The 20,700-nt window shown below is 46.7% G+C and carries 23 protein-coding genes and 2 tRNA genes; 17 read left to right on the forward strand and 8 right to left on the reverse strand.

Annotated elements, in window-relative coordinates; genetic code table 11:
- Positions 1 to 43: 43 nt before the first annotated feature.
- Genes mbhE through ACR3I3_RS11945 form a run of 9 tightly spaced genes read left to right on the forward strand, consistent with a single transcriptional unit; the run spans position 44 to position 7,244 of the window.
- Positions 44 to 2,416, forward strand: coding sequence for a hydrogen gas-evolving membrane-bound hydrogenase subunit E (mbhE, locus tag ACR3I3_RS11905; protein WP_440952456.1), 2,373 nt, complete (start codon positions 44 to 46; stop codon positions 2,414 to 2,416).
- Positions 2,413 to 2,832 carry a monovalent cation/H+ antiporter subunit B gene (locus tag ACR3I3_RS11910; protein ID WP_440952457.1) on the forward strand — a complete coding sequence of 140 codons (420 nt, stop codon included), beginning with the start codon at positions 2,413 to 2,415 and terminating at the stop codon, positions 2,830 to 2,832. The genes mbhE and ACR3I3_RS11910 overlap by 4 nt, the downstream gene beginning before the upstream one ends.
- Positions 2,825 to 3,247: an NADH-quinone oxidoreductase subunit K gene (locus ACR3I3_RS11915; protein WP_440952458.1), complete on the forward strand. Its 423-nt coding sequence runs from the start codon at positions 2,825 to 2,827 to the stop codon at positions 3,245 to 3,247. The genes ACR3I3_RS11910 and ACR3I3_RS11915 overlap by 8 nt, the downstream gene beginning before the upstream one ends.
- On the forward strand, positions 3,244 to 4,785 hold the full coding sequence (locus tag ACR3I3_RS11920; RefSeq protein WP_440952459.1) for an NADH-quinone oxidoreductase subunit M: 1,542 nt from the start codon (positions 3,244 to 3,246) through the stop codon (positions 4,783 to 4,785). The genes ACR3I3_RS11915 and ACR3I3_RS11920 overlap by 4 nt, the downstream gene beginning before the upstream one ends.
- Positions 4,782 to 5,276: a Na+/H+ antiporter subunit E gene (locus ACR3I3_RS11925; RefSeq protein ID WP_440952460.1), complete on the forward strand. Its 495-nt coding sequence runs from the start codon at positions 4,782 to 4,784 to the stop codon at positions 5,274 to 5,276. The genes ACR3I3_RS11920 and ACR3I3_RS11925 overlap by 4 nt, the downstream gene beginning before the upstream one ends.
- Positions 5,273 to 5,539 carry a cation:proton antiporter gene (locus tag ACR3I3_RS11930; protein ID WP_440952461.1) on the forward strand — a complete coding sequence of 89 codons (267 nt, stop codon included), beginning with the start codon at positions 5,273 to 5,275 and terminating at the stop codon, positions 5,537 to 5,539. The genes ACR3I3_RS11925 and ACR3I3_RS11930 overlap by 4 nt, the downstream gene beginning before the upstream one ends.
- On the forward strand, positions 5,536 to 5,910 hold the full coding sequence (mnhG, locus tag ACR3I3_RS11935; protein ID WP_440953802.1) for a monovalent cation/H(+) antiporter subunit G: 375 nt from the start codon (positions 5,536 to 5,538) through the stop codon (positions 5,908 to 5,910). The genes ACR3I3_RS11930 and mnhG overlap by 4 nt, the downstream gene beginning before the upstream one ends.
- A gap of 30 nt (positions 5,911 to 5,940) precedes the next feature.
- Positions 5,941 to 6,993 carry an L-threonylcarbamoyladenylate synthase gene (locus tag ACR3I3_RS11940; protein WP_440952462.1) on the forward strand — a complete coding sequence of 351 codons (1,053 nt, stop codon included), beginning with the start codon at positions 5,941 to 5,943 and terminating at the stop codon, positions 6,991 to 6,993.
- Between the two features lie 14 nt (positions 6,994 to 7,007).
- Positions 7,008 to 7,244 (forward strand): hypothetical protein, encoded by a 237-nt coding sequence (locus ACR3I3_RS11945; protein WP_440952463.1) that lies wholly within the window; start codon positions 7,008 to 7,010, stop codon positions 7,242 to 7,244.
- 160 nt (positions 7,245 to 7,404) lie between these two features.
- Here ACR3I3_RS11945 and ACR3I3_RS11950 read toward each other — a convergent pair whose 3' ends face one another.
- The 3 genes from ACR3I3_RS11950 to ACR3I3_RS11960 form a co-directional block, all read right to left on the reverse strand.
- Positions 7,405 to 8,724: a signal recognition particle protein Srp54 gene (locus ACR3I3_RS11950; RefSeq protein WP_440952464.1), complete on the reverse strand. Its 1,320-nt coding sequence runs from the start codon at positions 8,722 to 8,724 to the stop codon at positions 7,405 to 7,407.
- A 199-nt stretch (positions 8,725 to 8,923) separates the two neighbouring features.
- Positions 8,924 to 8,998 (reverse strand) — tRNA-Met (locus ACR3I3_RS11955).
- Positions 8,999 to 9,185: 187 nt separating this feature from the next.
- Positions 9,186 to 9,260, reverse strand: a tRNA-Met gene (locus tag ACR3I3_RS11960).
- A 179-nt stretch (positions 9,261 to 9,439) separates the two neighbouring features.
- Between ACR3I3_RS11960 and ACR3I3_RS11965 the strand changes: the two genes are divergently transcribed.
- Together ACR3I3_RS11965 and ACR3I3_RS11970 are read left to right on the forward strand one after the other, a co-directional pair.
- Positions 9,440 to 9,868, forward strand: a complete 429-nt coding sequence (locus tag ACR3I3_RS11965; protein WP_440952465.1) for a Zn-ribbon domain-containing protein — start codon at positions 9,440 to 9,442, stop codon at positions 9,866 to 9,868.
- Between the two features lie 104 nt (positions 9,869 to 9,972).
- On the forward strand, positions 9,973 to 10,782 hold the full coding sequence (locus ACR3I3_RS11970) for a heparan-alpha-glucosaminide N-acetyltransferase (RefSeq protein ID WP_440952466.1): 810 nt from the start codon (positions 9,973 to 9,975) through the stop codon (positions 10,780 to 10,782).
- A 19-nt stretch (positions 10,783 to 10,801) separates the two neighbouring features.
- Here the strand turns inward: ACR3I3_RS11970 and dinB are convergent, their stop codons facing one another.
- Entirely contained in the window at positions 10,802 to 11,902 is a 1,101-nt protein-coding gene (gene dinB / locus ACR3I3_RS11975; RefSeq protein WP_440952467.1) for a DNA polymerase IV, read from the reverse strand.
- A 173-nt stretch (positions 11,903 to 12,075) separates the two neighbouring features.
- Here dinB and ACR3I3_RS11980 point away from each other — a divergent pair, with 173 nt between their 5' ends.
- The 4 genes from ACR3I3_RS11980 to dapB all read left to right on the forward strand — a co-directional run bounded on the left by ACR3I3_RS11980 (position 12,076) and on the right by dapB (position 14,366).
- Positions 12,076 to 12,363, forward strand: a complete 288-nt coding sequence (locus ACR3I3_RS11980; RefSeq protein WP_440952468.1) for a hypothetical protein — start codon at positions 12,076 to 12,078, stop codon at positions 12,361 to 12,363.
- Between the two features lie 123 nt (positions 12,364 to 12,486).
- Complete coding sequence (locus ACR3I3_RS11985; protein WP_440952469.1) at positions 12,487 to 12,681, forward strand: 30S ribosomal protein S17e; 195 nt, start codon at positions 12,487 to 12,489, stop codon at positions 12,679 to 12,681.
- A gap of 21 nt (positions 12,682 to 12,702) precedes the next feature.
- Entirely contained in the window at positions 12,703 to 13,575 is an 873-nt protein-coding gene (dapA, locus tag ACR3I3_RS11990; protein ID WP_440952470.1) for a 4-hydroxy-tetrahydrodipicolinate synthase, read from the forward strand.
- A complete protein-coding gene (gene dapB, locus ACR3I3_RS11995; RefSeq protein WP_440952471.1) occupies positions 13,575 to 14,366 on the forward strand; it encodes a 4-hydroxy-tetrahydrodipicolinate reductase in 792 nt (263 codons plus the stop codon). Before dapA ends, dapB begins: the two co-directional genes overlap by 1 nt.
- A gap of 124 nt (positions 14,367 to 14,490) precedes the next feature.
- On the opposite strand, the gene pyrI is transcribed toward dapB, so the two are convergent.
- The 3 genes from pyrI to ACR3I3_RS12010 all read right to left on the reverse strand — a co-directional run bounded on the left by pyrI (position 14,491) and on the right by ACR3I3_RS12010 (position 16,434).
- Positions 14,491 to 14,970: an aspartate carbamoyltransferase regulatory subunit gene (pyrI, locus tag ACR3I3_RS12000; RefSeq protein WP_440952472.1), complete on the reverse strand. Its 480-nt coding sequence runs from the start codon at positions 14,968 to 14,970 to the stop codon at positions 14,491 to 14,493.
- Positions 14,967 to 15,893, reverse strand: a complete 927-nt coding sequence (gene pyrB, locus ACR3I3_RS12005) for an aspartate carbamoyltransferase (protein ID WP_440952473.1) — start codon at positions 15,891 to 15,893, stop codon at positions 14,967 to 14,969. Before pyrB ends, pyrI begins: the two co-directional genes overlap by 4 nt.
- Before the next feature lie 79 nt (positions 15,894 to 15,972).
- Positions 15,973 to 16,434, reverse strand: a complete 462-nt coding sequence (locus tag ACR3I3_RS12010) for a DUF5788 family protein (RefSeq protein WP_440952474.1) — start codon at positions 16,432 to 16,434, stop codon at positions 15,973 to 15,975.
- 163 nt (positions 16,435 to 16,597) lie between these two features.
- Between ACR3I3_RS12010 and ACR3I3_RS12015 the strand changes: the two genes are divergently transcribed.
- Both ACR3I3_RS12015 and ACR3I3_RS12020 read left to right on the forward strand, forming a co-directional pair.
- Positions 16,598 to 17,821, forward strand: a complete 1,224-nt coding sequence (locus ACR3I3_RS12015) for a bifunctional hexulose-6-phosphate synthase/ribonuclease regulator (RefSeq protein WP_440953803.1) — start codon at positions 16,598 to 16,600, stop codon at positions 17,819 to 17,821.
- Entirely contained in the window at positions 17,821 to 18,579 is a 759-nt protein-coding gene (locus ACR3I3_RS12020; RefSeq protein ID WP_440952475.1) for an A24 family peptidase C-terminal domain-containing protein, read from the forward strand. The genes ACR3I3_RS12015 and ACR3I3_RS12020 overlap by 1 nt, the downstream gene beginning before the upstream one ends.
- A 6-nt stretch (positions 18,580 to 18,585) precedes the next feature.
- Here ACR3I3_RS12020 and recQ read toward each other — a convergent pair whose 3' ends face one another.
- Positions 18,586 to 20,559 carry a DNA helicase RecQ gene (gene recQ, locus ACR3I3_RS12025; protein ID WP_440952476.1) on the reverse strand — a complete coding sequence of 658 codons (1,974 nt, stop codon included), beginning with the start codon at positions 20,557 to 20,559 and terminating at the stop codon, positions 18,586 to 18,588.
- Positions 20,560 to 20,700: the final 141 nt, after the last annotated feature.

The following is a 20,700-nucleotide window of genomic DNA, read 5'->3' on the forward strand; positions in this document are numbered from 1 at the left end:
ATTAAAAACAGTTATATATAGGGACTTTATTTAGTGAGGAGACATGGATTCATTTAGTGCGATTACGGCAGCCATCTTCCTGCCGTTCATATTTGCCGGGCTCATACCCGTCATGGAAAAGCTGTTAAAACAACGCGTGGGCTGGTTTGCAGCAGCCACAGCCCTTGTTTGCTTCATACTTATCGGCATGGCAGCGCCGGAAGTTATCGAGGAAGGGCATATCGTTCAGGGTACAATATCATGGATACCATCTGCAGGGGTCAACTTCTCCATCTATGCAGACGGACTCGCAATGATGATCGGATTTATCGCATCCGGTATCGGTGTTCTTATCATGTCCTATTCCAACGGGTACATGTCGCACAAAGAGGACCTTAAAAGATATTACCAGTACCTCCTCCTCTTCATGGGCTCCATGATAGGAATGGTCTTTTCCGCAAATACCATACAATTGTTCATATTCTGGGAACTTACCAGTATCACATCGTTCATGCTTATCGGATATTGGAGGCACAAGCCTGAATCCATCTATGGTGCCACCAAATCCCTTTTGCTCACTGCCGCCGGCGGACTTGCAATGCTTGCAGGTTTCCTGTTCCTGCGCGCGATCACAGGCTCTTTTGATCTTGCAGCAATACTCAATGACCCCCAGGTCATCCATGCTATCAAGGAGCATGAGCTTTTCCTTATAACACTTATACTCATATTCATCGGTGCAGCAGCAAAGTCCGCACAGGGTCCATTCTACATATGGCTCCCGAACGCAATGGAAGCACCGACCCCGGTAAGTGCTTTCCTGCACTCGGCTACAATGGTCAAGGCAGGTATCTACCTCATTGCAAGGATGCATCCTATCTTCTCTGGAACTGAAGCATGGTTCATCCTCGTAAGCGGTACAGGTATCCTTACAATGCTGGTAGCCGGATTCCTTGCGTTCAGGCAGACCGATATCAAAGGAATACTGGCATACTCAACCATCAGCCAGCTGGCCTACATGATGACCATGTACGGTTACACCACACACCACGAACCAGGCATAGGTGTCGCAGCTGCAACGTTCCATCTCCTGAACCACGCAACGTTCAAGGCATGTCTGTTCCTTGTAGCCGGCATAGTCGCACACGAAGCAGCCACGCGTGACATACGAAAACTCGGAGGGTTGCGGCGTGAGATGCCTATAACGTTCATCGTGGCGAGCATTGCAGCCCTTGCGATGGCTGGTGTGCCACCACTCAACGGTTTCCTGAGCAAGGAGATGTTCTATGAATCATCCCTTGAGATGGGACACCTGCTTGGAGGCGCCTTCACATTCATCATTCCTGCATGCGCAGTCCTTGGTGGTGTATTCACCTTCGCTTACTCCATCAAGCTCATCGACGGCATATTCCTCGGAGAGCGCTCAAAGGAACACCTTCCTGAGCACATCCATGAACCACCACTCACAATGCTGATCCCGCCTGCATTCCTTGCAGGACTTGTGATACTCTTCGGAGTGGTGCCATCACTGCCAGTACATCACATCATCGAGCCTACTGTCTCAGGCATCCTACTGGAGGAAGCCCACCTGCACGTAAAGCTCTGGCACGGTTTTACAACATCCCTGATGATGACCATTGTCACTTTCATACTTGGTATCCTGATATACATGAGATATGACAGGATCGCAGAATGGCAGGACGGCTTTAATGCAAAACACCCATGGATCAGCGTCAATTACTATTACAACAATGCTGTGGATTCCGCAAAGGACAGGGCATTTAAGTTCTCTTCGTTCACACAACCAGGGAACATCAAGTACTACATGAGCGCAATGCTTCTGCTTATGATCGCGCTGGTAGCGGTTCCGGTGATCATCCTTGCCACTACCATAGTACCATCCACATTGAACTTCAGCATCCCGCCATACGAAGCTCTCCTCCTCATATTGCTGGTCGTGGCAGCCCTGGCAGCAGCGGTCCTTCCAAGATACCTGCCGGCCATCATTGCATTATCTGCACTGGGATACGGCGTAAGCCTGCTTTTCATCTATCTGAAAGCACCTGACCTTGCACTGACACAGGTACTGGTCGAGACCCTCTCCACCATTATCTTCCTGCTTGCGATAACGAAGATCCCGCAGAAGTACAAAGAGAAAATCACGACCTCGGTGCTTGTCAGGGACCTGACAATATCCCTTGCGGTTGCAGCAAGCGTTTTCGTCGTATTGCTCAACGCGACACAGGGAATTGTGCCACCATTCGAATCCCTTTCACACTACTTCATTGAGAACAGCCTTCCGCTTGCAGGAGGGCACAACATCGTCAATGTGATCATTGTGGATTTCAGAGGTTACGATACACTCGGAGAAATATCGGTGCTCTGTCTTGCAGCACTGGGTGTATACAACCTCATACACAGCAGAGGTGAGGAACAATGACCACAATAATTACGAAAACAATAACAAAGATATGCATACCCCTGGTGATCCTGTTCTCCATATCACTGCTGCTCGCAGGACACAACAACCCCGGAGGAGGTTTCATCGGTGGTGTGATGTTCGCTTCGGTCATTGCACTGATGTACGTCGTGTTCGGACTGAAATATGTAAAAACGTTCTTCAACCCGGACTGGGCCAAATGGTTCGGATTCGGGCTTGCACTGGCATCCTTCACAGCATTTGCAGCAATGCTCTTCGGACATAACTTCTTCAGGAGTGCCGTGGAGTTTGTCCATCTTCCGCTTTTCGGGGAGATCGAACTCGTATCTGCCGGTCTCTTTGACATAGGCGTTTATTTCGTAGTGATCGGATCACTGCTGTTCATCTTCAAGAACGTAGGTGATGACAATGAATAATACATTACTTACCCTTACTATCGCACTTCTTTTCGGCATTGGTACTTTCCTTATGCTGAGAAGGGATATCATAAAGGTCATAATCGGGCTTTCCATCCTGTCCCATGCAGTGAACCTGCTTATCGTCTCCACTGGAGTTTTCGATGGTACAAAAGTACCTATCATCACAGGTGACGGACACGGAGGAGAAGCCTCAGGAATAATATTCAATGATAATCTTGCCGATAGCGTACTAGCACCTGTGGCCTCAGCATCAACACATGTTGAGTTCGTCGATCCGCTTGTCCAGGCGCTGGTGCTAACAGCTATCGTCATCAGCCTTGCTACAACAGCATTCATACTGATCCTTGCATACAGGATATACGAGGAATATGGAACCACTGATATACGTGAGCTCAGGAGGCTGTGGGGATGATCGCAGACATAACACACCTTCCGATAATAGTCATCGCAGTCCCTATACTGATGGCTGCCATCATGATCTTCCTGCGCTCCAATGCAGGTGTCCAGAAGGTGCTGAACATCGCAGTATCTTTCGTTATGCTGGTATTCAGCCTCATACTCCTCTGGCAGGTCTGGAACGGAGGTATCCAGGTCTATGAAGTAGGAGAATGGGGCAAGTATGGTATCATACTTGTAGCCGACCTGCTGAGTTCAGGAATGGTGGTACTAAGTTCACTAGTATCCTTCCTTGCACTTCTCTACTCGCTGGACTACATCGAAGGCAAGTCCTTAAGCTCCAGTTACCATTCACTCTTCAACCTGCTCGTTGCCGGTCTTAACGGTACCTTCCTGACAGGAGATATATTCAACATGTTCGTATTCTTCGAGATACTCCTGTTGTCTTCCTGTGCACTGGTGGTCGCCAATGAGAACGGCGGTGTCACTAAGAGCTCCGACAAGATGGAAGCGACCTTCAAGTACCTTGTACTGAACATGATCGGTTCCATTGTAATGCTCATAGCAGTAGCATCCCTTTATGCCACCGTGGGAACGCTCAACATGGCAGACATCTCTGTCAAGATCAGTGCAATGAGCGCTGCCGGTACCCTGCCATGGCACACATACGCGATCGCATTGCTCTTTATAGTGGTCTTCGGAAACAAGGCAGCGATCTTCCCGATGCACTACTGGCTTCCTGATGTGCACCCCACCGCACCATCACCCATCAGCGCAATGCTTAGCGGTGTCATGATAAAGGTCGGTGCCTACGGAATGCTCAGGGTGTTCTTCCTTATCTTCAAGGATGCACTGTTCCTGTTCCAGCCGATCATAATCTTCCTTGCACTTGCAACGATCATCATCGGAGCAGTATCAGCGGTGGGGCAGAAGGATGTTAAAAGACTTCTCGCATACTCCAGTGTCAGCCAGATAGGATATGTGTTCCTTGGTATCGGCTTCGGCACGGTCTATGCACTTGCAGCATCCCTTGTGTTCCTGGTGAACCATGCCATTGCAAAATCCATGTTGTTCCTTACCTCCGGAGGCATCATCCACCATGCAGGAACAAGGGACATGACAAAAATGGGAGGAATGATGAAGACAAGCCCGGTAATGAGCGTGGCATTCCTCATAGGTGCAATGTCCATTGCGGGACTCCCCCCGATGGGAGGTTTCATCGCAAAGTTCGTGCTCTTTGACGCGGGACTTCTTGCAGAATACTACATACCCATTGCAATAGCCCTGTTCTTTGCAGTATTCACCCTGTTCTACATGTTCAGGGCATGGCTGCTGATGTTCTGGGGCGAGATCAGGGATGTGGAAAAGTATGGAGAATACTCCTCACATGGATCATCTTACATGATAATAATACCCATAGTAACACTTGCAGCACTTGCATTCGTCTTTGGTGTCTATGCCGAACCGCTGGTAGCCCTTTCACAGGCCATCGCAGAACAACTGATCAATCCGCAACCATATATTGATGCGGTTATGACGAGGGTGGTAAGATGAAACGATATCTCATTTACTCAGTAGCTCTTGGGCTTATCTGGTGCTTTGTCCACGGAACGATAACGTTCACCAGCTTCCTGGTGGGACTGGTGCTCGGACCTTTCGTAATCTATCCATTCAGGGAACTGTATGACTTCAAAAGAAAGAGGTCATACATGAATACGATACAGAAGATTCCAAAACAGCTGAAGTACCTGGCAGTCCTTCTTATCGAGATCATAAAAGCGAACATAATAGTCGCAAAGATCGTACTCAGCCCGAAGATGGACATTAAACCGGGAATTGTTGCAGTACCTATTCGCACAGAAACCGATACAGGCATAACTGCTATTGCCAACACGATCACCCTGACCCCCGGAACACTTACAATTGATGTCTCCGATGACAGAAAAGTACTTTATGTGCATGCCATCGATGCATCTGATCCACAGGGATTGCGTCAGTCCATCAGGGACGATCTTGAAAAATATGTACTGGAGGCATTCGAATGAACTCATTATTGCTTGACTTCTCACTTACCTTCATGGTCATTGCGATCATACCATGCATATACAGGGTCATCAAAGGACCTACAATACCCGATCGCGTGATAGCTGTGGATGCCATGACAACAGTTATTGTTGCCATGCTCGGTATCTACTCATACGTACAGGGATCCGTGTTCTTCATGGATGTCGCCCTTGTGCTTGCGATCATATCATTTGTAGGCACCGTTACAATATCCAGGTACCTTGATGAGGGGGCGGTATTCTGACAGCTGTGGATATTGCACTGGATATAGTAAGTACGCTCCTGCTGCTCATAGGAGCATTCTTCGTGTTCCTGGGCATGCTCGGACTACTGCGTCTGCCGGACGTATATAACAGGCTTCATGCTACCACAAAGATCGGCACTCTCGGAGTGGTCAGTGTGATGATGAGCATCCTGGTAAAGGTAGGTCTGAGCCCCATAGGAGTTAAGGGCATAACAGTAGCCCTATTCCTGTTCCTGACCGCACCAATTGCAGCTCACATGATCGGAAGGGCAGCTCACAGGCATGGTGTAGGTCTCTGCCAGGGATCTGTGATTGATGAGTATGGCAAGGACTGTCAAAAAGAACCTTGCCCAGTACGTCAATTAAAATAAAGTAAGACCATAGTATCCACCAGGATGAATATGAAAAGCAGGACGTTGGTCTTTAAATTTGGTGATAAGGACTTTGAAGCAGGAATTAACCGAGCCGCTGATATCATCAGGGAAGGAGGGACCGTTGCCTTCCCTACAGAGACCGTTTATGGGCTTGGTGCCGATGCACTGAACGCCGAAGCGGTGCACAAGATATTCAAAGCAAAGGGAAGGCCTGCTGATAATCCACTTATAGTCCACATTGCCAGCAGGGACCAGTGCTCTGAGCTTGCAGAGGAGATCCCTGCAGATGCCCTCAGGTTGATGGACCTATTCTGGCCGGGCCCGTTAACACTTATTCTTAAAGCAAAGGACATTGTTCCTGACGTTACCACTGGCGGACTTGACACCGTGGGCCTGAGAATGCCGGAAAATCCGATCGCACTTGAGCTTATACGAAGATCGGAACGACCGATCGCCGCACCAAGTGCCAACACATCCGGAAGCCCAAGCCCCACAACTGCCCGGCATGTAATTCAGGACCTTGAAGGAAAGATAGATGTGATCCTTGACGGCGGACCAACAGAGATCGGACTTGAATCCACCGTTGTTGACATGACAGGAGATGTACCTGTAATATTGCGCCCCGGGCACGTCACTGCAGAGAACATAAGGGAATGCGTGGGTGATGTACGAATAGGATACAAGGACAGGACACTTGAAGAAGGAGAGGTCGCACGCTCACCTGGTATGAAATACACCCATTATTCACCGAAAACCAGCGTTATCCTCATTGAAGGTGATGTCGAAGACGTCCGAAAAGCAATAGAAGAGGTCGTTTCAGAATGTCATCAGGAAGGTGAAAGGGTTGGTCTTCTTATGACCGAAGAAACGGCAGAGTTCGTTAAGGCAGATGAGATATACTTCCTTGGAAAAAGGGATGTTCCCGCCCAGGCAGCCCGTAGTATATTTATGGGTCTGCGACATCTTGATAATACAAATCTCGATCTCATCGTGGTCGATGGGACGTTAAATAAGGAAGGTATCGGAGCAGCTGTCTTTAATCGTTTGAGGAAAGCAGCTGACAGGATAATCAACGCATAAACGGAAGGGATCCATTGAAAGCAGAGAAAAAAGAGTATAATGTCGCAAGGCAGGAATATATGGAGATCACAAGAAGGAACAGGAACATCGCTAAAATAGACATGCTGATCCTTGGTACCGGTCTTTTGCTCAAATATTTTGATATGGCCGAGATCGGAAAACATTTCATGTGGCTTGGTTTCATTATCCTTGTGTACGTATTCGGATCTAACATGATGGCAAAATCAGAACTCAGAAAAGCCCAACCATAAAAAAAGAGAATATGAAATATGAATAGATCTTAAACAAATAGATCTATAATTTTTAAAAAAAAACTTGTTTTCAAAAAAAGTTGATTGCTAACAGATATAACTGCCAGCGATCTTCTGTATTAAGGTATATGTGACAGGAGGTTAAAAACCTCCAATCCGTTCACATACCGAACTTTTTCATCATCTTCTGCATGTTGAACTTACCGCCACGAAGTCCTTTCATGGCATTCTGCATCATCTTGTGATACTTCAGAAGTTCACGCACTTCATCCGGGTTGGTACCAGAACCCATTGAAATCCTCTTGATCCTTGAGCTGCCGATGAGCCTCGGGTTAAGCAGTTCTTCCTCGGTCATGGAATCCATCAGGATCCTGTACTTTTTCATTTTATCTTCAGTGACCTTGTATGCATCGTCAGAAAGCTTCACACCCATACCACCCAGAGGAAGCATCTGCATGATCTGCTTCATAGGACCTAGCTTGTTCATGGCCTCAAGCTGAGAGTACATGTCCTTGAGAGTAAAACGCCCCCTCATCATGGCTTCCATGTCGATGTCCTCTTCAGTAAGGGTCTCCTCAGCCTTCTCGATAAGTGACTTTATGTCACCCATTCCCAGAAGCCTGGAGATGAACCTGTCAGGCTCGAACTTCTCAAGGTCATCAGGGGTCTCTCCCACACCGATGAATGCGATGGATGAATTTGTCTCGGAAACTGCGGAAAGTGCACCACCACCCTTGGCGGTACCGTCAAGTTTGGAGATCACTACCCCGGAAATACCGACGGAATCGTTGAATGCCTTTGCCTGTTCGCTTGCCTGCTGTCCGATAGCACCGTCGAGCACAAGCAACTTATAATCAGGCTGTGCGACCTTGTGAATCTGTTCCATCTCATCGATGAGATCGGCTTCCAGTGAGTGTCTTCCGGCTGTGTCCACAATGAGGACATCGTTCCTGGCAAGGTCTTTCAGACCCCTTTCCACAATGCCAACGGCATCAGGATTACCTTCCTCACCATAGAAAGGCACGTTCAGCTTGGTACAGAGGGTCTTAAGCTGCTGGTATGCACCGGGACGGAAGGTATCGGCACAGACCACAGCAGGTTTGAGACCTTTCCTCTGGAAATAACGGGCAAGTTTTGATGTGGTGGTCGTCTTACCGCTACCCTGCAGACCGATCATCATGATCTTCTGAGGTTTCAGCGGGATATCTGCGCTCTTACCGACGATATTAATGAGTTCCTGATAGACGATCCTTATGACATGTTCACGGGGATTCATACCTGAAGGAACTTCCTCCTTCAGTGCACGCTCCTTGATGTGACTGGACATCTTCATAACAAGCTTGACATTGACATCAGCCTGAAGCAATGCCCTCTGTATGTCTTTTACGACCTCATTGACCGTTTTCTCATCTATACGGCCGGCGCCAACCAGTTTCTTTAGTGCGTCCTGCAGGGAGCTGCCGAGTTTGTCCATTACCATTTAAGAATCATCCTGTATAATTTTGATATGAAAGTGATGAATAATCAAATTAATCTGACACAAAAATGCCATCTTTATTTAATAACCTTTTGAAAACTGGTCTCAAAAACACTAATAGCTATGGGACATCCATCTAAAAACGGAAAGAATATAGAGGACACTCATCATCTTCTCAAAACCATATCAAAAGAAAAGTTAATAGCGGGGGATGGATTCGAACCATCGGTCTACGGGTTATGAGCCCGTCGGGATCTCCTGGCTACCCCACCCCGCTACAGAGTGAGTATTCACGCTTGCAGCCTCTCTAATGAACTGATGGTAGATAAAGCTTCCCAACGTACGAACTGAGAGGCGCACAAAGATGAGCGAACGGATTGCAAACATATCAAATTAAAGCGTCAATAGGAAACTCAAAGAGAGCAAGTTGTCTCCTGGCAAAACGATCTCAGAAAGAAAGTTTATAGCGGGGGATGGATTCGAACCATCGGTCTACGGGTTATGAGCCCGTCGGGATCTCCTGGCTACCCCACCCCGCTTCAGAGTGAGTATTCACGCTTGTAGCCCTTCTAAAGGGGTGATGATAGATAAAGTTTGCGCATATAACGCTTCCGCAGTTAGATTTTGACCCTAAGAATCAGAAATATAGCCATATTTCAAAAAGTCCATGCCATAAATCTTTAAATATATCACAACCAATAGGAGAAACGGTGAATAGATGCCACACAAATGTACCCGATGCGAAAAAATATTTGAAGACGGGGCCGAGGTCATTCTAAGCGGCTGTCCGAACTGTGGCTGGAACAAGTTCCTTTACGTAGGTAGCATGGAGGAACAAAAAGCAGACATAGAGGAAGCTGTTGCTGAAGATCTGCAGGCGGAGGAAGAGAGCGAAGCTGTTGACCCCGCAGAAAAGTTCATCAGGGAAATAGATGACATCATCGGTATTGAGCATCAGGAAAGAGAAGTTGTTGAAGATGATGGGGAACGTGTTGAATCCGTAAGGATACTGGGACCCGGTTCCTATGAGCTTAACCTTAGCTCACTCCTCGAACGCGACGAAATTGTGATGGCAATAAAACAGGACGGAACATATGCCGTTGACCTTTCATCCGCATTCCGCAGGAAGAAGAAAAGGAAAGACTGAATGTATGATGCATTCACACCACATATTTTGTATCACACCACCTACTTTACATCACAACCCATTTCTCACATATCAGAGCATAAATTCAGAAAGCCGGGGGGCGAATGACAGGACTTCAGGAACGATTCTGGGAGATCGATCTTCTAAGAGGCATAGCCATCATCATGATGGTAGCATTCCACCTGGCGTATGACCTGAACTACCTTAACGCCTATGGGATCGAACTTGAATCCGGATTCGGATTCATTATCGGAAGGACAACTGCAATACTATTCATTGTCCTCGCAGGAATCTCGCTTACATTGAGCCATTCAAGGAACCGGCAAATAAGATCCACAGGCAAAGGTGTGGGAAAAGCTGAAAGGACTGAAAAGAACGAGTTCATCGGGTATGTAAAAAGAGGAGCGAAGATATTCCTCTGGGGAATGGTCATCACTGCCGGAAGCTACATATTCCTCAGGGATGGCGTGATAGTGTTCGGCATCCTCCATTTCATAGGAGTTACCATCGCCCTTGCATACCCTTTCCTGAGATACGGCAAATTTAATTTGATCCTGGCAATACCTGCCATTGCAGCAGGATCGTGGTTGCAGAACATTACCATCACAAAAAACTGGCTGTTCTGGGCAGGTCTCCGGCAGGAAGGGTTCCATTCATATGACTATTTCCCGCTTCTTCCCTGGTTCGGAGTCCTACTTATAGGTATATTTCTCGGAAATGTCCTCTATCCTGACTACAAAAGAGCAACACTCCTGTCCGCCATACCGGAGATCTCAGAAATGCTGCCTGTTAAAGGTCTCTGTTATATGGGGAGAAGATCATTGCTGATCTATCTGCTACACCAGCCGCTACTGGTGCTGTTGATATATGCCGCAGGAATGGTAGACCCGGGGCAGATCCACCCCATTATCTGAAGGACAATTCAAGGACCAGTTAAAAGAAATCAGATAGTCTTGACTGCTTCTCATCCATCTTCTCAAGTTTGGTAACACCAACACCGACCAGCCTGAGCCTACCCCTTCCACGGAATTCCTGTAGCAGCGCCTTTGCTGTTCTTTTGATGGCAGACAGGTCGCTTGAATATGCCCCCAGTGTCCTTGCCCTTGTGTATGTCGTAAAGTCCTCAAGACGCACTTTGATAGTAACGGTCTTGAAAAGATATTTCTTTTTCAAAAGCGAGCCATGCACATTTTCTGAAAGGACATCGATCACACCTTCCACATATACCATATCGGAAGTATCACGGTCAAAGGTATCCTCCTTGCTTATGGACTTCACATCACCCCTCTCCATCACAGTACGTCCATCGATCCCGTTCGCCAGCTGGTGCATCACAAGACCGAACTTCCCAAAACGTTCACGCAGCACCTGGACATCGTAAACTGCCAGATCACCGATCGTACGTATCCCCATCTCATTGAGGATGATGGAGGTCTTTTTACCCACCCCGGATATTCTCGAGACATCCAGAGGATACAGGAATCTTTCCACCTCACCAGGGAGTACCACGGTCAGACCATCGGGTTTCCGGTAGTCTGACGCTATCTTAGCAATGGACTTGTTCGGTGCCACACCTATTGAGCAGGTGATACCCTCACGGAGAGTTACTTCTTCCTTGATCCTCAATGCCAGGTTCTCTGCCTCATCATAGTCCTGAACAAGATCGCTGACATCGAGATAGGCCTCATCCACGCTGACCTGTTGGAACTTAGAGGAATATCCCTTGAGGATCTCCATAATATTAGAGGAAACTTTCTTGTAAAGCGGCATATTCACTCGAAGGTAAACAGCATCCGGACAGAGGCGATATGCCTTAGAGATAGCCATGGCTGAATGGATACCATATTTGCGGGCTTCGTAGGAGCATGTGCTCACGACACCCCTGCCCTCCCCTTTAATCGGATCAGAGCCCACAACTACAGGCAGACCTTTAAGAGAAGGGTTTGCTGCAACCTCTACTGAAGAATAGAAGCTGTCCATATCCACATGAAATATTATCCTGATATTTTCACCTGGCAGGCACATGAGCGGCATTATTGAAAATGTTTATGGATAGTACCATGATAGCCTCCGATTGACCCTGATCTAAATTGTTTAAATGAGGACAGACTTAAATCTCAACTGCCCTTGCAAAGGATTTTATGCATGGAAGATATGAAGAAGACTAACAGACCTGCATAATTATCAGGATATTGTGGAAGATCATCATGTACCAATACATAGCCATCGCAGCATATTGTGTAGTTCTTTTCCTGACCCTGCGGGATATCAGGATATTCCGCCGCACGGGGATAGCATCATACAGGAAAGGTGCGCTCAAGGGACTTTTAGCATCCACCGTGATACTTGCAGGAACGATCCTTGTGGGTATGAACCCCGAGATAGGACTTGTCGTTGTGTTCATAGGCCTATACATCAATCGCAAAGGGGCACGTGAAAAAGTGTTCAATGATGCCGGCACCCTGGACCGCCTTATGGGTAAAACGGACATTTGAGGATACTCCTGGACAATAAAGTCTGAAAGGTACAGCCCCCAATCCAAAAGGTATAAATGTAAAGGTTTTCTATAAAGGCGGTAATCTTAATCATATCTATCTAAATCATAATGGAGATATACAATGGGAAATATTAGACAGACAAACATCAAGAACATTGCATTCCGCCTGATCGACAACCACGGAGAAGTTTTCACAACAGACTTTGATGAAAACAAGCGCCTCGTCTCAGAATACACCACAATCGAGAGCAAGGTCATCAGAAACCGTGTCGCAGGCTACGTTACACGCAAGATCGCACATCCAAAGAAGATCTGATCTTAAGGAAGTGGATCTTTTATGTTCGAAGGAGTATTACCAGCTATCATAACTCCTTTCACAAAAGCTGATACCATCGACAAGGAAGGATTGCAGCAGAATATCGAATTTGTCGAGAAGGGTGGAGTTTCCGGGATCGCTGCCTGTGGCACAACTGGCGAATCAGCCACATTGTCCACTGCGGAACATATGGAACTCATCGATATATCAGTTAATTGTGCAAAGGTGCCCATACTTGCCGGAACGGGTTCGAACAACACGGCAGAGGCGATCGAGCTGACAAAGCATGCCGAGGATGCGGGAGCAGCCGGTGCTCTTGTAATATCTCCTTACTACAACAAACCTAACAAAGCAGGACTTATTGCTCATTTTAAGGCTATCGCGGAAGCGGTGGAATTACCTATCGTGCTTTACAACGTGCCATCCCGTACAGGACAGGACATGCCACTCGAGGTAATATTCGAACTTGCAAAAGTTGATAACATAATTGCTATCAAGGAGGCAAGTGGCAATCTTGACAAGGTCTCACAGATCATCGAGAACACAAGGGATGAGGACTTCAAGGTCATATCAGGAGAGGACGGGCTCACCATGCCAATAGTAGCTCTTGGCGGAGCCGGCGTGATCTCCGTGGTAGCAAATGTCGTACCTGAAAAGATGGTAAAGCTTGTAAACGCAACGAATGAAGGCGACCTGAGAACGGCACAGCAGCTTCACTACGAGATGGCACCACTCATCCGCGCATTGTTCGCGGAAACAAACCCGATACCTGTCAAGCGTGCGGTAGAGCTTATCGGACTTAACACAGGTCACCTGAGACTTCCTCTTGCACCTATCAGCAAAGAGAACGAGCAGAAACTTGTCGAATGCCTGAAAGATCTGGGGTGCATCTGATGATAAATGCAGCAGTCACAGGCGCTTCAGGAAGGATGGGGAAGCTGCTCATTGAGAATATCATCGAGATGGATGGCATACAGCTTTCTGCAGCCTTTGATCTTGTTAACATCGGCAAGGATGTCGGAGAAGTTGCACAGCTCGGAAAGCTTGATGTTCCGATCTCCGATGTTGCAGACATGGCAACCGTTCTCAAAGAATCAAAAACGGATGTAGTGATAGACTTCACAATTGCAGCTGCAACGATTGTGAACGCACCCATCGTGGCAGATGCAGGCGTTAACCTTGTGATCGGTACAACAGGTTTCACTCCTGAACAGCGTTCCATTATCGAGGACGCGATCAAAAGGAACAATATATCGGGCATAATCTCACCAAACTACTCCATGGGAGTTAATGTCTTCTTCAAGATACTGCAGGAAACTGCAAAATACCTTTCAGACTATGATATCGAAGTTATCGAAGCCCACCACAACCAGAAAAAAGATGCACCTAGTGGCACTGCAATGAGAGCTGCCGAGGTCATTAGTGAAACACTGGGCGGAAAGGATTTCGTATACGGACGCGAAGGTCTCGCCCCAAGGGGCAAAGAGATTGGTATACATGCAGTACGTGGCGGAGATATCGTCGGCGATCACACAGTCCTCTTCGCCGGAGGCAGTGAGCGCATAGAGATCAAACATCAGGCCCATTCCAGAAATGCATTTGCATCAGGAGCTGTAAAGTCAGCTATCTGGATAGCAAACGCAGAACCAGGCATCTATACAATGGATGATATCCTGGGATTCTAACTTTTTTTGACCAGAACAATCTCTTTGATTGAAAAGTTAAATGATCGCATAGATGAATCCATGCACATTTAAAGATTGTAGAAAAAGAAAGCAATCAAAGCATAAGCATTTAAAATAAAAGATATCAGAGAAGATGATCCCCGATATCTTCTGAGATTATTCTTTCACAATACAAACAACGAAGAATGATCTTATGCCCATCAGTACTTACAGTGAACTTGGATGATACTGGTTCATTACTGTTGGAAATGCAGTTCGGATTTATGCACTTGACCACTCCATCCACTACTTCAGGAATGTGCACATGGGTCTTTTCAGATACCACAAAATCCCTGATGATATTGATAGTTGCTTTTGGCGAAATCAATGAGATCTTGTCAACCTCTTCCAGATTCAGCTCCCTACCCTCTATCTTGACAACATCCTTTATTCCGTGAACACTCGGAGCATTGATAATTATACTTATCACCCCGGAAGACGGATTGGGAATATTGAGGATGTTCAGGACTTTTAGTGCCTGTCCTGCGGTAATGTGATCAATAACAGTTCCATTCCTTATCGGGTGTACCCTTATCTCAGGTACAGGTTTATCATCTATGCTCATTCCAATGCCCCCATCACAAGTGCAAGTAATGCCATTCTTACCGGAACACCATAGAAAGACTGCTTGAAATAGCATGCATGAGGAGTATCATCTACCCTTGGGTCGATCTCGTTTGTCCTTGGCAAAGGATGCATAATCTTAAGGTCAGGTTTTGCCTTTTCAAGAAGTTCAGGATTTATCTGGAGACTATTGGCAACTTTATGATATTCCGCCGGATCAGGGAAACGTTCCTTCTGTATCCTTGTTGCATAAAGTACATCCACGTCAGCGATGGCCTCTTCGATAGAATCGGTCTCCTTTACAGTTATGTCGCGGCTCCTGAGATCCTCTATGATCTCCGCAGGCATACGCAGTTCTTTTGGGGATACCAGAGTGATGTCTGCACCATACAGGGACAGGGCATAACACAATGAGTGAACGGTCCTTCCATACTTCAGATCGCCTGCAAGGGCTATCTTCAGGCCATCAAGGTGACTTTCACGCCTTATGGTATAAAGGTCAAGGAACGTCTGAGTTGGATGATGTCCTGCACCATCACCTGCATTGATTATAGGAACCGATGAGAACTCCGAAGCAAGCTGGGCTGCACCTTCCTTATTATGACGCAGTACAATGGCATTGGAATAACCCTGCACCACACGGATAGTATCAGCAAGGGTCTCACCTTTTGCGATCGAACTCGCATCAACGGAACCAAGGTTCAGCACATCCCCTCCAAGACGCATCATTGCAGTCTCAAATGACATGCGGGTTCTGGTACTGGGTTCAAAGAACATGACAGCCAGTACTTTACCATTGAGCAGATCAGACTTCGTTTTTCCGCTTGCTATTGGCTCCAGTTTTTCAGCAGTATCAAGGATATGATCTATCATATCTCTTGAAAAGGATTTCATAGAAATGATATGAAGGTCTTTGAATGTCATTCATAGGGAAAAGAGTTGCATGAAATATAATGTTTGCCAATGGGAAATGAAAGAAAAAAGAAAAAAGCAGCCAATGAAGTTATTCTTCAAGTTCTTCCAGGAACTGCATCCAGCCCTTTGCGTCCTTGACCTTACATCTCTCAGCCTCTTCATGATACTTTTTCATACGTTCCGGGCCGGAAAGTTCTTCCAGGTCCTTAAGGTCCATAATAGCACGTAGAAGCCCTGCAGTCGTATCAAAGACATCCTTGGCCTCATCAAGGGTCATATCGGTCTTTTCAAGATAAGTTTCATAGGACTTCGCTTTTTTGTTCAGGGCAATGATACAGTGATCAATATGTTCCCGATCATCCTCAGTAAGGTTCGGTTTGTTTATGAGTTCCCATGTGATCTCGTGCAACGGGACCTTTTTACCTTCGATCTCCACCTCATCAGGTATCCTCTCACCACACCAGAACAATTGCCTGTGGAGGCGGGCCAGAAGTTTTTCACGCTGTTGCTTGGTTATGAGCTGATCTTCCTCCATGTTAACCAGATCCATGTTAACGCATCAAATGCCATTAATTATTAAGTAATATGAACATATACCCGGTTAGATTTATACTTACTCAGGCATACTACACTATTAAACCCCAAAAGGTGATCATATTAATACAATAATTCAGGTAGCACTTGACCTGCTGGAGATCGACCGCGCCATACAGATCGCAAGAGAGGCTGTCGCCGGAGGCGCTGACTGGATCGAGGCAGGGACACCACTTATCAAAAGCGAAGGGATGAATGCTGTCAGACAGCTTAAAAAGGAATTTCCCGATAAGACCATTCTTGCGGATATGAAGATCGCAGATACAGGTGCTTTTGAAGTGGAAATGGCAGCCAAAGCAGGTGCCGATATCGTCATGCTATTGGGCAATGCAGATGATTCCACAGTTAAGGATGCAGTTAGATCCGCAAGAAAATATGGCGTCAGGCTGATGGCCGACCTTATCATAGTAGAGGATCCTGTAAAGAGAGCACAGGAGCTGGAAAAGATGGGGATTGACTACATCAACATGCATGCAGGTATCGACCAGCAGATGACAGGAAAGGACCCCACACCATTGCTCGAGAGAATTGTGCAGGAAGTCAGCATACCGGTAGCTGCTGCAGGCGGTCTTGATGCAATTACAGCTGCACAGGCAGTAAAAGCAGGTGCAAGCATTGTCATTGTCGGAGGGAATATCACACAATCGAATGATGTGACGGGATCTGCAAGAAATATACGTGAAAGTGTTGATTCCACCGAGTTACCTGTATTCAAGCGACAGACACTGGAACAGGAAACAAGGAGATTGTTCTCAGAGGTTTCCACCCCGAACATCACAGATGCCATGCACCGAAAAGGTACCATGAAGAACATCCATTCCATGGTCCAGGGAAAAAAGATGGTAGGAACAGCCGTCACAGTACAGACCTTCGAAGGGGACTGGGCAAAACCCGTTGAAGCAATAGAAGCTGCAGGCGAGGGGGATGTCATTGTGATTTACAATGGAAGTCCGCATGTTGCACCATGGGGAGGACTTGCTACACTAAGTTGCCTGAACAAGGGTATCGCGGGGGTCGTAGTTGATGGTGCAGTAAGGGACATTGATGAGATCCGGAAGATCGGATTACCCGTATTCGCAACCAGCAACGTTCCCAATGCAGGCGACCCGAAAGGTTTTGGTGAGATAAATGCTACCATCAACTGCGGATCTCAGGTAGTCAACCCCGGAGATTATATCATCGGCGATGACAATGGGGTCGTTGTGGTCAAGAAAGAACGTGCATATGAGATAGCAAGGCGCGCAAAAGAGGTAGAGAAAAATGAGAAACGCCTCTATGAAGAAATAAAGCGTGGAAGCACGCTTTCCGAGGTACTTAAACTCAAAAAATGGGAGAAAATGTGATGATAGAACTTCTGAAGGTACTGGTTTGTATGCCATTCCTTGCATATGCCTGTTACTCCGATATCAAATCACGAAGAGTGACCAACCGCCTCTGGCCCAAAATGCTTGGAGCAGGTGCTATATTTATACTATACGATGCCTACAGATTCGGCATCCCATATCTCAAATGGACAGTAATCTCCTTCATACTGATCTTCACTTTCGTATACATACTGTTCTACCTGAACGCCTTCGGAGGTGCTGATGCAAAGGTCCTGATGGTGATATCCCTCATATTGCCAATATATCCAGCAATGGAGCTTTTGGGGCGACAGCTGCCTATCTTCGGGGTTCCGGCACTCAACCTTTTCACATTTAGCGTATTTGGGAATTCGGTCATACTGACAATAATCGTACCCATAGGACTGTTCATTTACAATCTTACTCAGCCCTCATTGAAAGAAACTCTAAAAAAGCCACATTACATGTTCATAGGATACAGATGTCCTGTCTCAAAGCTGGACAAGCCCCACATAAGACTGATGGAAACCTTCGAGGAAGACGATAATAGTGTCAGGAACAGGTTTTCCACAGCAGGTACAAAGCTTGATGACGAGGTAGTCTCCAGAATGCAGGAATATGCAGAAAAAGGACTCATTGATGAGAGGGTCTGGGTCACTCCCGGACTGCCTTTCATGATACCCATAACTGCCGGATTCATAGCAGCAGTGATCTACGGGGACCTCATATTCCAGATCACACTGAAGTTCCTGCTATGAAGAAGTTCACTTAGATCCTTTCAAGTAGCGGGTGATCTCTTCCATGAAGACCGGCCCGTACTTTTTCAATTTGAACTCACCAACACCCGTAATGTCCAGGAACTCCTCGTCCCTTATAGGATACTTTATTGCCATCTGTCGAAGACTTGTATCCGCAAAGATGATGTAAGGTGGAACATCATCCTCTTCGGCCAGCCTTTTCCTTATGACCTTAAGCCTGTCGAAAAGCTTTTTGTCTGGACGGGAGATGGGAGTAGGTACTCTTTTTGGCTTTTTGGAAGAAACAGTATCTTTTGATGTTGTGTTCCTTGATGCAGCCTTCTTAGAAGTAGCAGCTTTTGGACCTGAAGTTCCGGAGCCGGATACCTTTGAACCGGCACTTTTTGAGCTAACGGTCTTTGAACCGGATGAAACTGATGAAGTACCTTTGCTTTTGCCGGACTTAACAGCAACACTACTGGAACGTGTCAACCATACCTCACCGCCCGAAAGTACTTCACGGCTCTGCTTGTTCAGGCTTAACAGAGGATACTTTGCCCCTTTAACATCAAGGTAACCAAGACGAACCATCTCCCTTGCCATATCAAGCCACTCTGATCTGGTGTAACCTTCACCTGTACCATAAGTTTTGAGACGGTCATGCTTATACCCTTTGATCTTCTTTGACCTGGAACCGGAGATGATATCCACCACATGTGTCATTCCAAAGCGCTCATTTACCTCGTCCACACATGACAGAAGGACCCTTGCTGCCTCAGAAGCATCAAAAGTGTCACGTGGTTTAAGGCATACGTCACAACCACCACAATTGTCGGATACAAGTTCCTCCCCGAAATAGCTCAGCAAGACCTTTCTGCGACAGGTAGTGCTTTCACAGAAATCGATCATTTCCCGAAGTTTTACCATTGCAATATCACGTTCGGACTTTTTCGACATCTGATCAATGAAGTACTTGATCTTATACCAGTCACCTCGACTGAAATAAAGGACACATTCGCATTCAAGTCCGTCACGACCACCCCTGCCGGTTTCCTGGTAGTAGCCCTCTATGTTCTTCGGAAGGTCATAATGAACAACAAATCTCACATTCGGCTTGTCAATGCCCATCCCAAAGGCCACCGTTGCCACAATGATGTCAACATCATCTCGTATGAAGCGCTCCTGATTTTCATGCCTTTTGGTATCGGAAAGACCTGCATGGTATGGCAATGTGTGAAATCCGGAAGAGTTAAGCTTTCGGGACAGGGATTCCACACTCTTTCTGCTGTTGCAGTAGATGATCCCCGAATCACCGGAATGGCTTTTCAGAAGCTCCAGAAGATCACCATAAGAATCATTTTTAGGTCGGATCTCATAGGAAAGATTGCTTCGGTTAAAGCTTGCCACATATACCGAAGGTGAACTCAGTTTGAGCAATTTGATAGTATCATCCTTTACCTTCGGAGTAGCAGTTGCAGTCAGCCCTATTATCGGGACATCAGGAAACTTCTCCTTCAGGAAACCAAGGCGACGGTATTCGGGCCTGAAGTCGTGACCCCATTGAGAAATACAATGTGCCTCATCGATAGCGAACAGGCTGATATTCACATAACTGAGAAGGTCCAGGGTACTTTTCATGCAAAGCCTTTCCGGAGCAACATAAAGGATCTTTACGTGACCATCCACTATGGCACGTGTGATCTCCTGTTGCTCGCGATAGCTCAGCGTACTGTTAAGATAAGCTGCAGCAATGCCATTACTGACAAGACCATCAACCTGGTCCTTCATCAGAGATATAAGAGGAGATACTACGATAGCGAGGCCATCCATCATAAGGGCCGGGATCTGATAGCAGATCGACTTACCGCCCCCGGTAGGCATCAGTACGAAAGTGTCCTTACCATCAAGGACATCTTTGATGATATCCTCCTGAAGGGGGCGGAATTCGCTATAACCAAAATATTTCTGGAGTGTCCTGTGCATGTGAATACCGATGATCATCTGATGTTTATCCTACTTAATAGGCTACACATATTTAAGAACAGAGCATGCGTGGTGAAAGTATCCGGAACCAGCGGAGTAAGATGAATCATATAGATATTAGACCGACATAACTTGATCGAGATCTGAGGCAGTAATCAC

The sequence above is a fragment of the Methanococcoides mangrovi genome (assembly GCF_052057775.1).
Classification (GTDB): Archaea; Halobacteriota; Methanosarcinia; order Methanosarcinales; family Methanosarcinaceae; genus Methanococcoides.

What these genes read in the sequence shown, in the direction of transcription:
- mbhE (WP_440952456.1), top strand. Translation starts at nt 44, where the DNA reads ATGGATTCATTTAGTGCGATTACGGCAGCCATCTTCCTGCCGTTCATA.
- ACR3I3_RS11910 (WP_440952457.1), top strand. Translation starts at nt 2,413, where the DNA reads ATGACCACAATAATTACGAAAACAATAACAAAGATATGCATACCCCTG.
- ACR3I3_RS11915 (WP_440952458.1), top strand. Translation starts at nt 2,825, where the DNA reads ATGAATAATACATTACTTACCCTTACTATCGCACTTCTTTTCGGCATT.
- ACR3I3_RS11920 (WP_440952459.1), top strand. Translation starts at nt 3,244, where the DNA reads ATGATCGCAGACATAACACACCTTCCGATAATAGTCATCGCAGTCCCT.
- ACR3I3_RS11925 (WP_440952460.1), top strand. Translation starts at nt 4,782, where the DNA reads ATGAAACGATATCTCATTTACTCAGTAGCTCTTGGGCTTATCTGGTGC.
- ACR3I3_RS11930 (WP_440952461.1), top strand. Translation starts at nt 5,273, where the DNA reads ATGAACTCATTATTGCTTGACTTCTCACTTACCTTCATGGTCATTGCG.
- ACR3I3_RS11940 (WP_440952462.1), top strand. Translation starts at nt 5,941, where the DNA reads ATGAAAAGCAGGACGTTGGTCTTTAAATTTGGTGATAAGGACTTTGAA.
- ACR3I3_RS11950 (WP_440952464.1), bottom strand. Translation starts at nt 8,724, where the DNA reads ATGGTAATGGACAAACTCGGCAGCTCCCTGCAGGACGCACTAAAGAAA.
- ACR3I3_RS11965 (WP_440952465.1), top strand. Translation starts at nt 9,440, where the DNA reads ATGCCACACAAATGTACCCGATGCGAAAAAATATTTGAAGACGGGGCC.
- ACR3I3_RS11970 (WP_440952466.1), top strand. Translation starts at nt 9,973, where the DNA reads ATGACAGGACTTCAGGAACGATTCTGGGAGATCGATCTTCTAAGAGGC.
- dinB (WP_440952467.1), bottom strand. Translation starts at nt 11,902, where the DNA reads ATGCCGCTCATGTGCCTGCCAGGTGAAAATATCAGGATAATATTTCAT.
- ACR3I3_RS11980 (WP_440952468.1), top strand. Translation starts at nt 12,076, where the DNA reads ATGTACCAATACATAGCCATCGCAGCATATTGTGTAGTTCTTTTCCTG.
- ACR3I3_RS11985 (WP_440952469.1), top strand. Translation starts at nt 12,487, where the DNA reads ATGGGAAATATTAGACAGACAAACATCAAGAACATTGCATTCCGCCTG.
- dapA (WP_440952470.1), top strand. Translation starts at nt 12,703, where the DNA reads ATGTTCGAAGGAGTATTACCAGCTATCATAACTCCTTTCACAAAAGCT.
- dapB (WP_440952471.1), top strand. Translation starts at nt 13,575, where the DNA reads ATGATAAATGCAGCAGTCACAGGCGCTTCAGGAAGGATGGGGAAGCTG.
- pyrI (WP_440952472.1), bottom strand. Translation starts at nt 14,970, where the DNA reads ATGAGCATAGATGATAAACCTGTACCTGAGATAAGGGTACACCCGATA.
- pyrB (WP_440952473.1), bottom strand. Translation starts at nt 15,893, where the DNA reads ATGACATTCAAAGACCTTCATATCATTTCTATGAAATCCTTTTCAAGA.
- ACR3I3_RS12010 (WP_440952474.1), bottom strand. Translation starts at nt 16,434, where the DNA reads ATGGATCTGGTTAACATGGAGGAAGATCAGCTCATAACCAAGCAACAG.
- ACR3I3_RS12020 (WP_440952475.1), top strand. Translation starts at nt 17,821, where the DNA reads ATGATAGAACTTCTGAAGGTACTGGTTTGTATGCCATTCCTTGCATAT.
- recQ (WP_440952476.1), bottom strand. Translation starts at nt 20,559, where the DNA reads ATGATCATCGGTATTCACATGCACAGGACACTCCAGAAATATTTTGGT.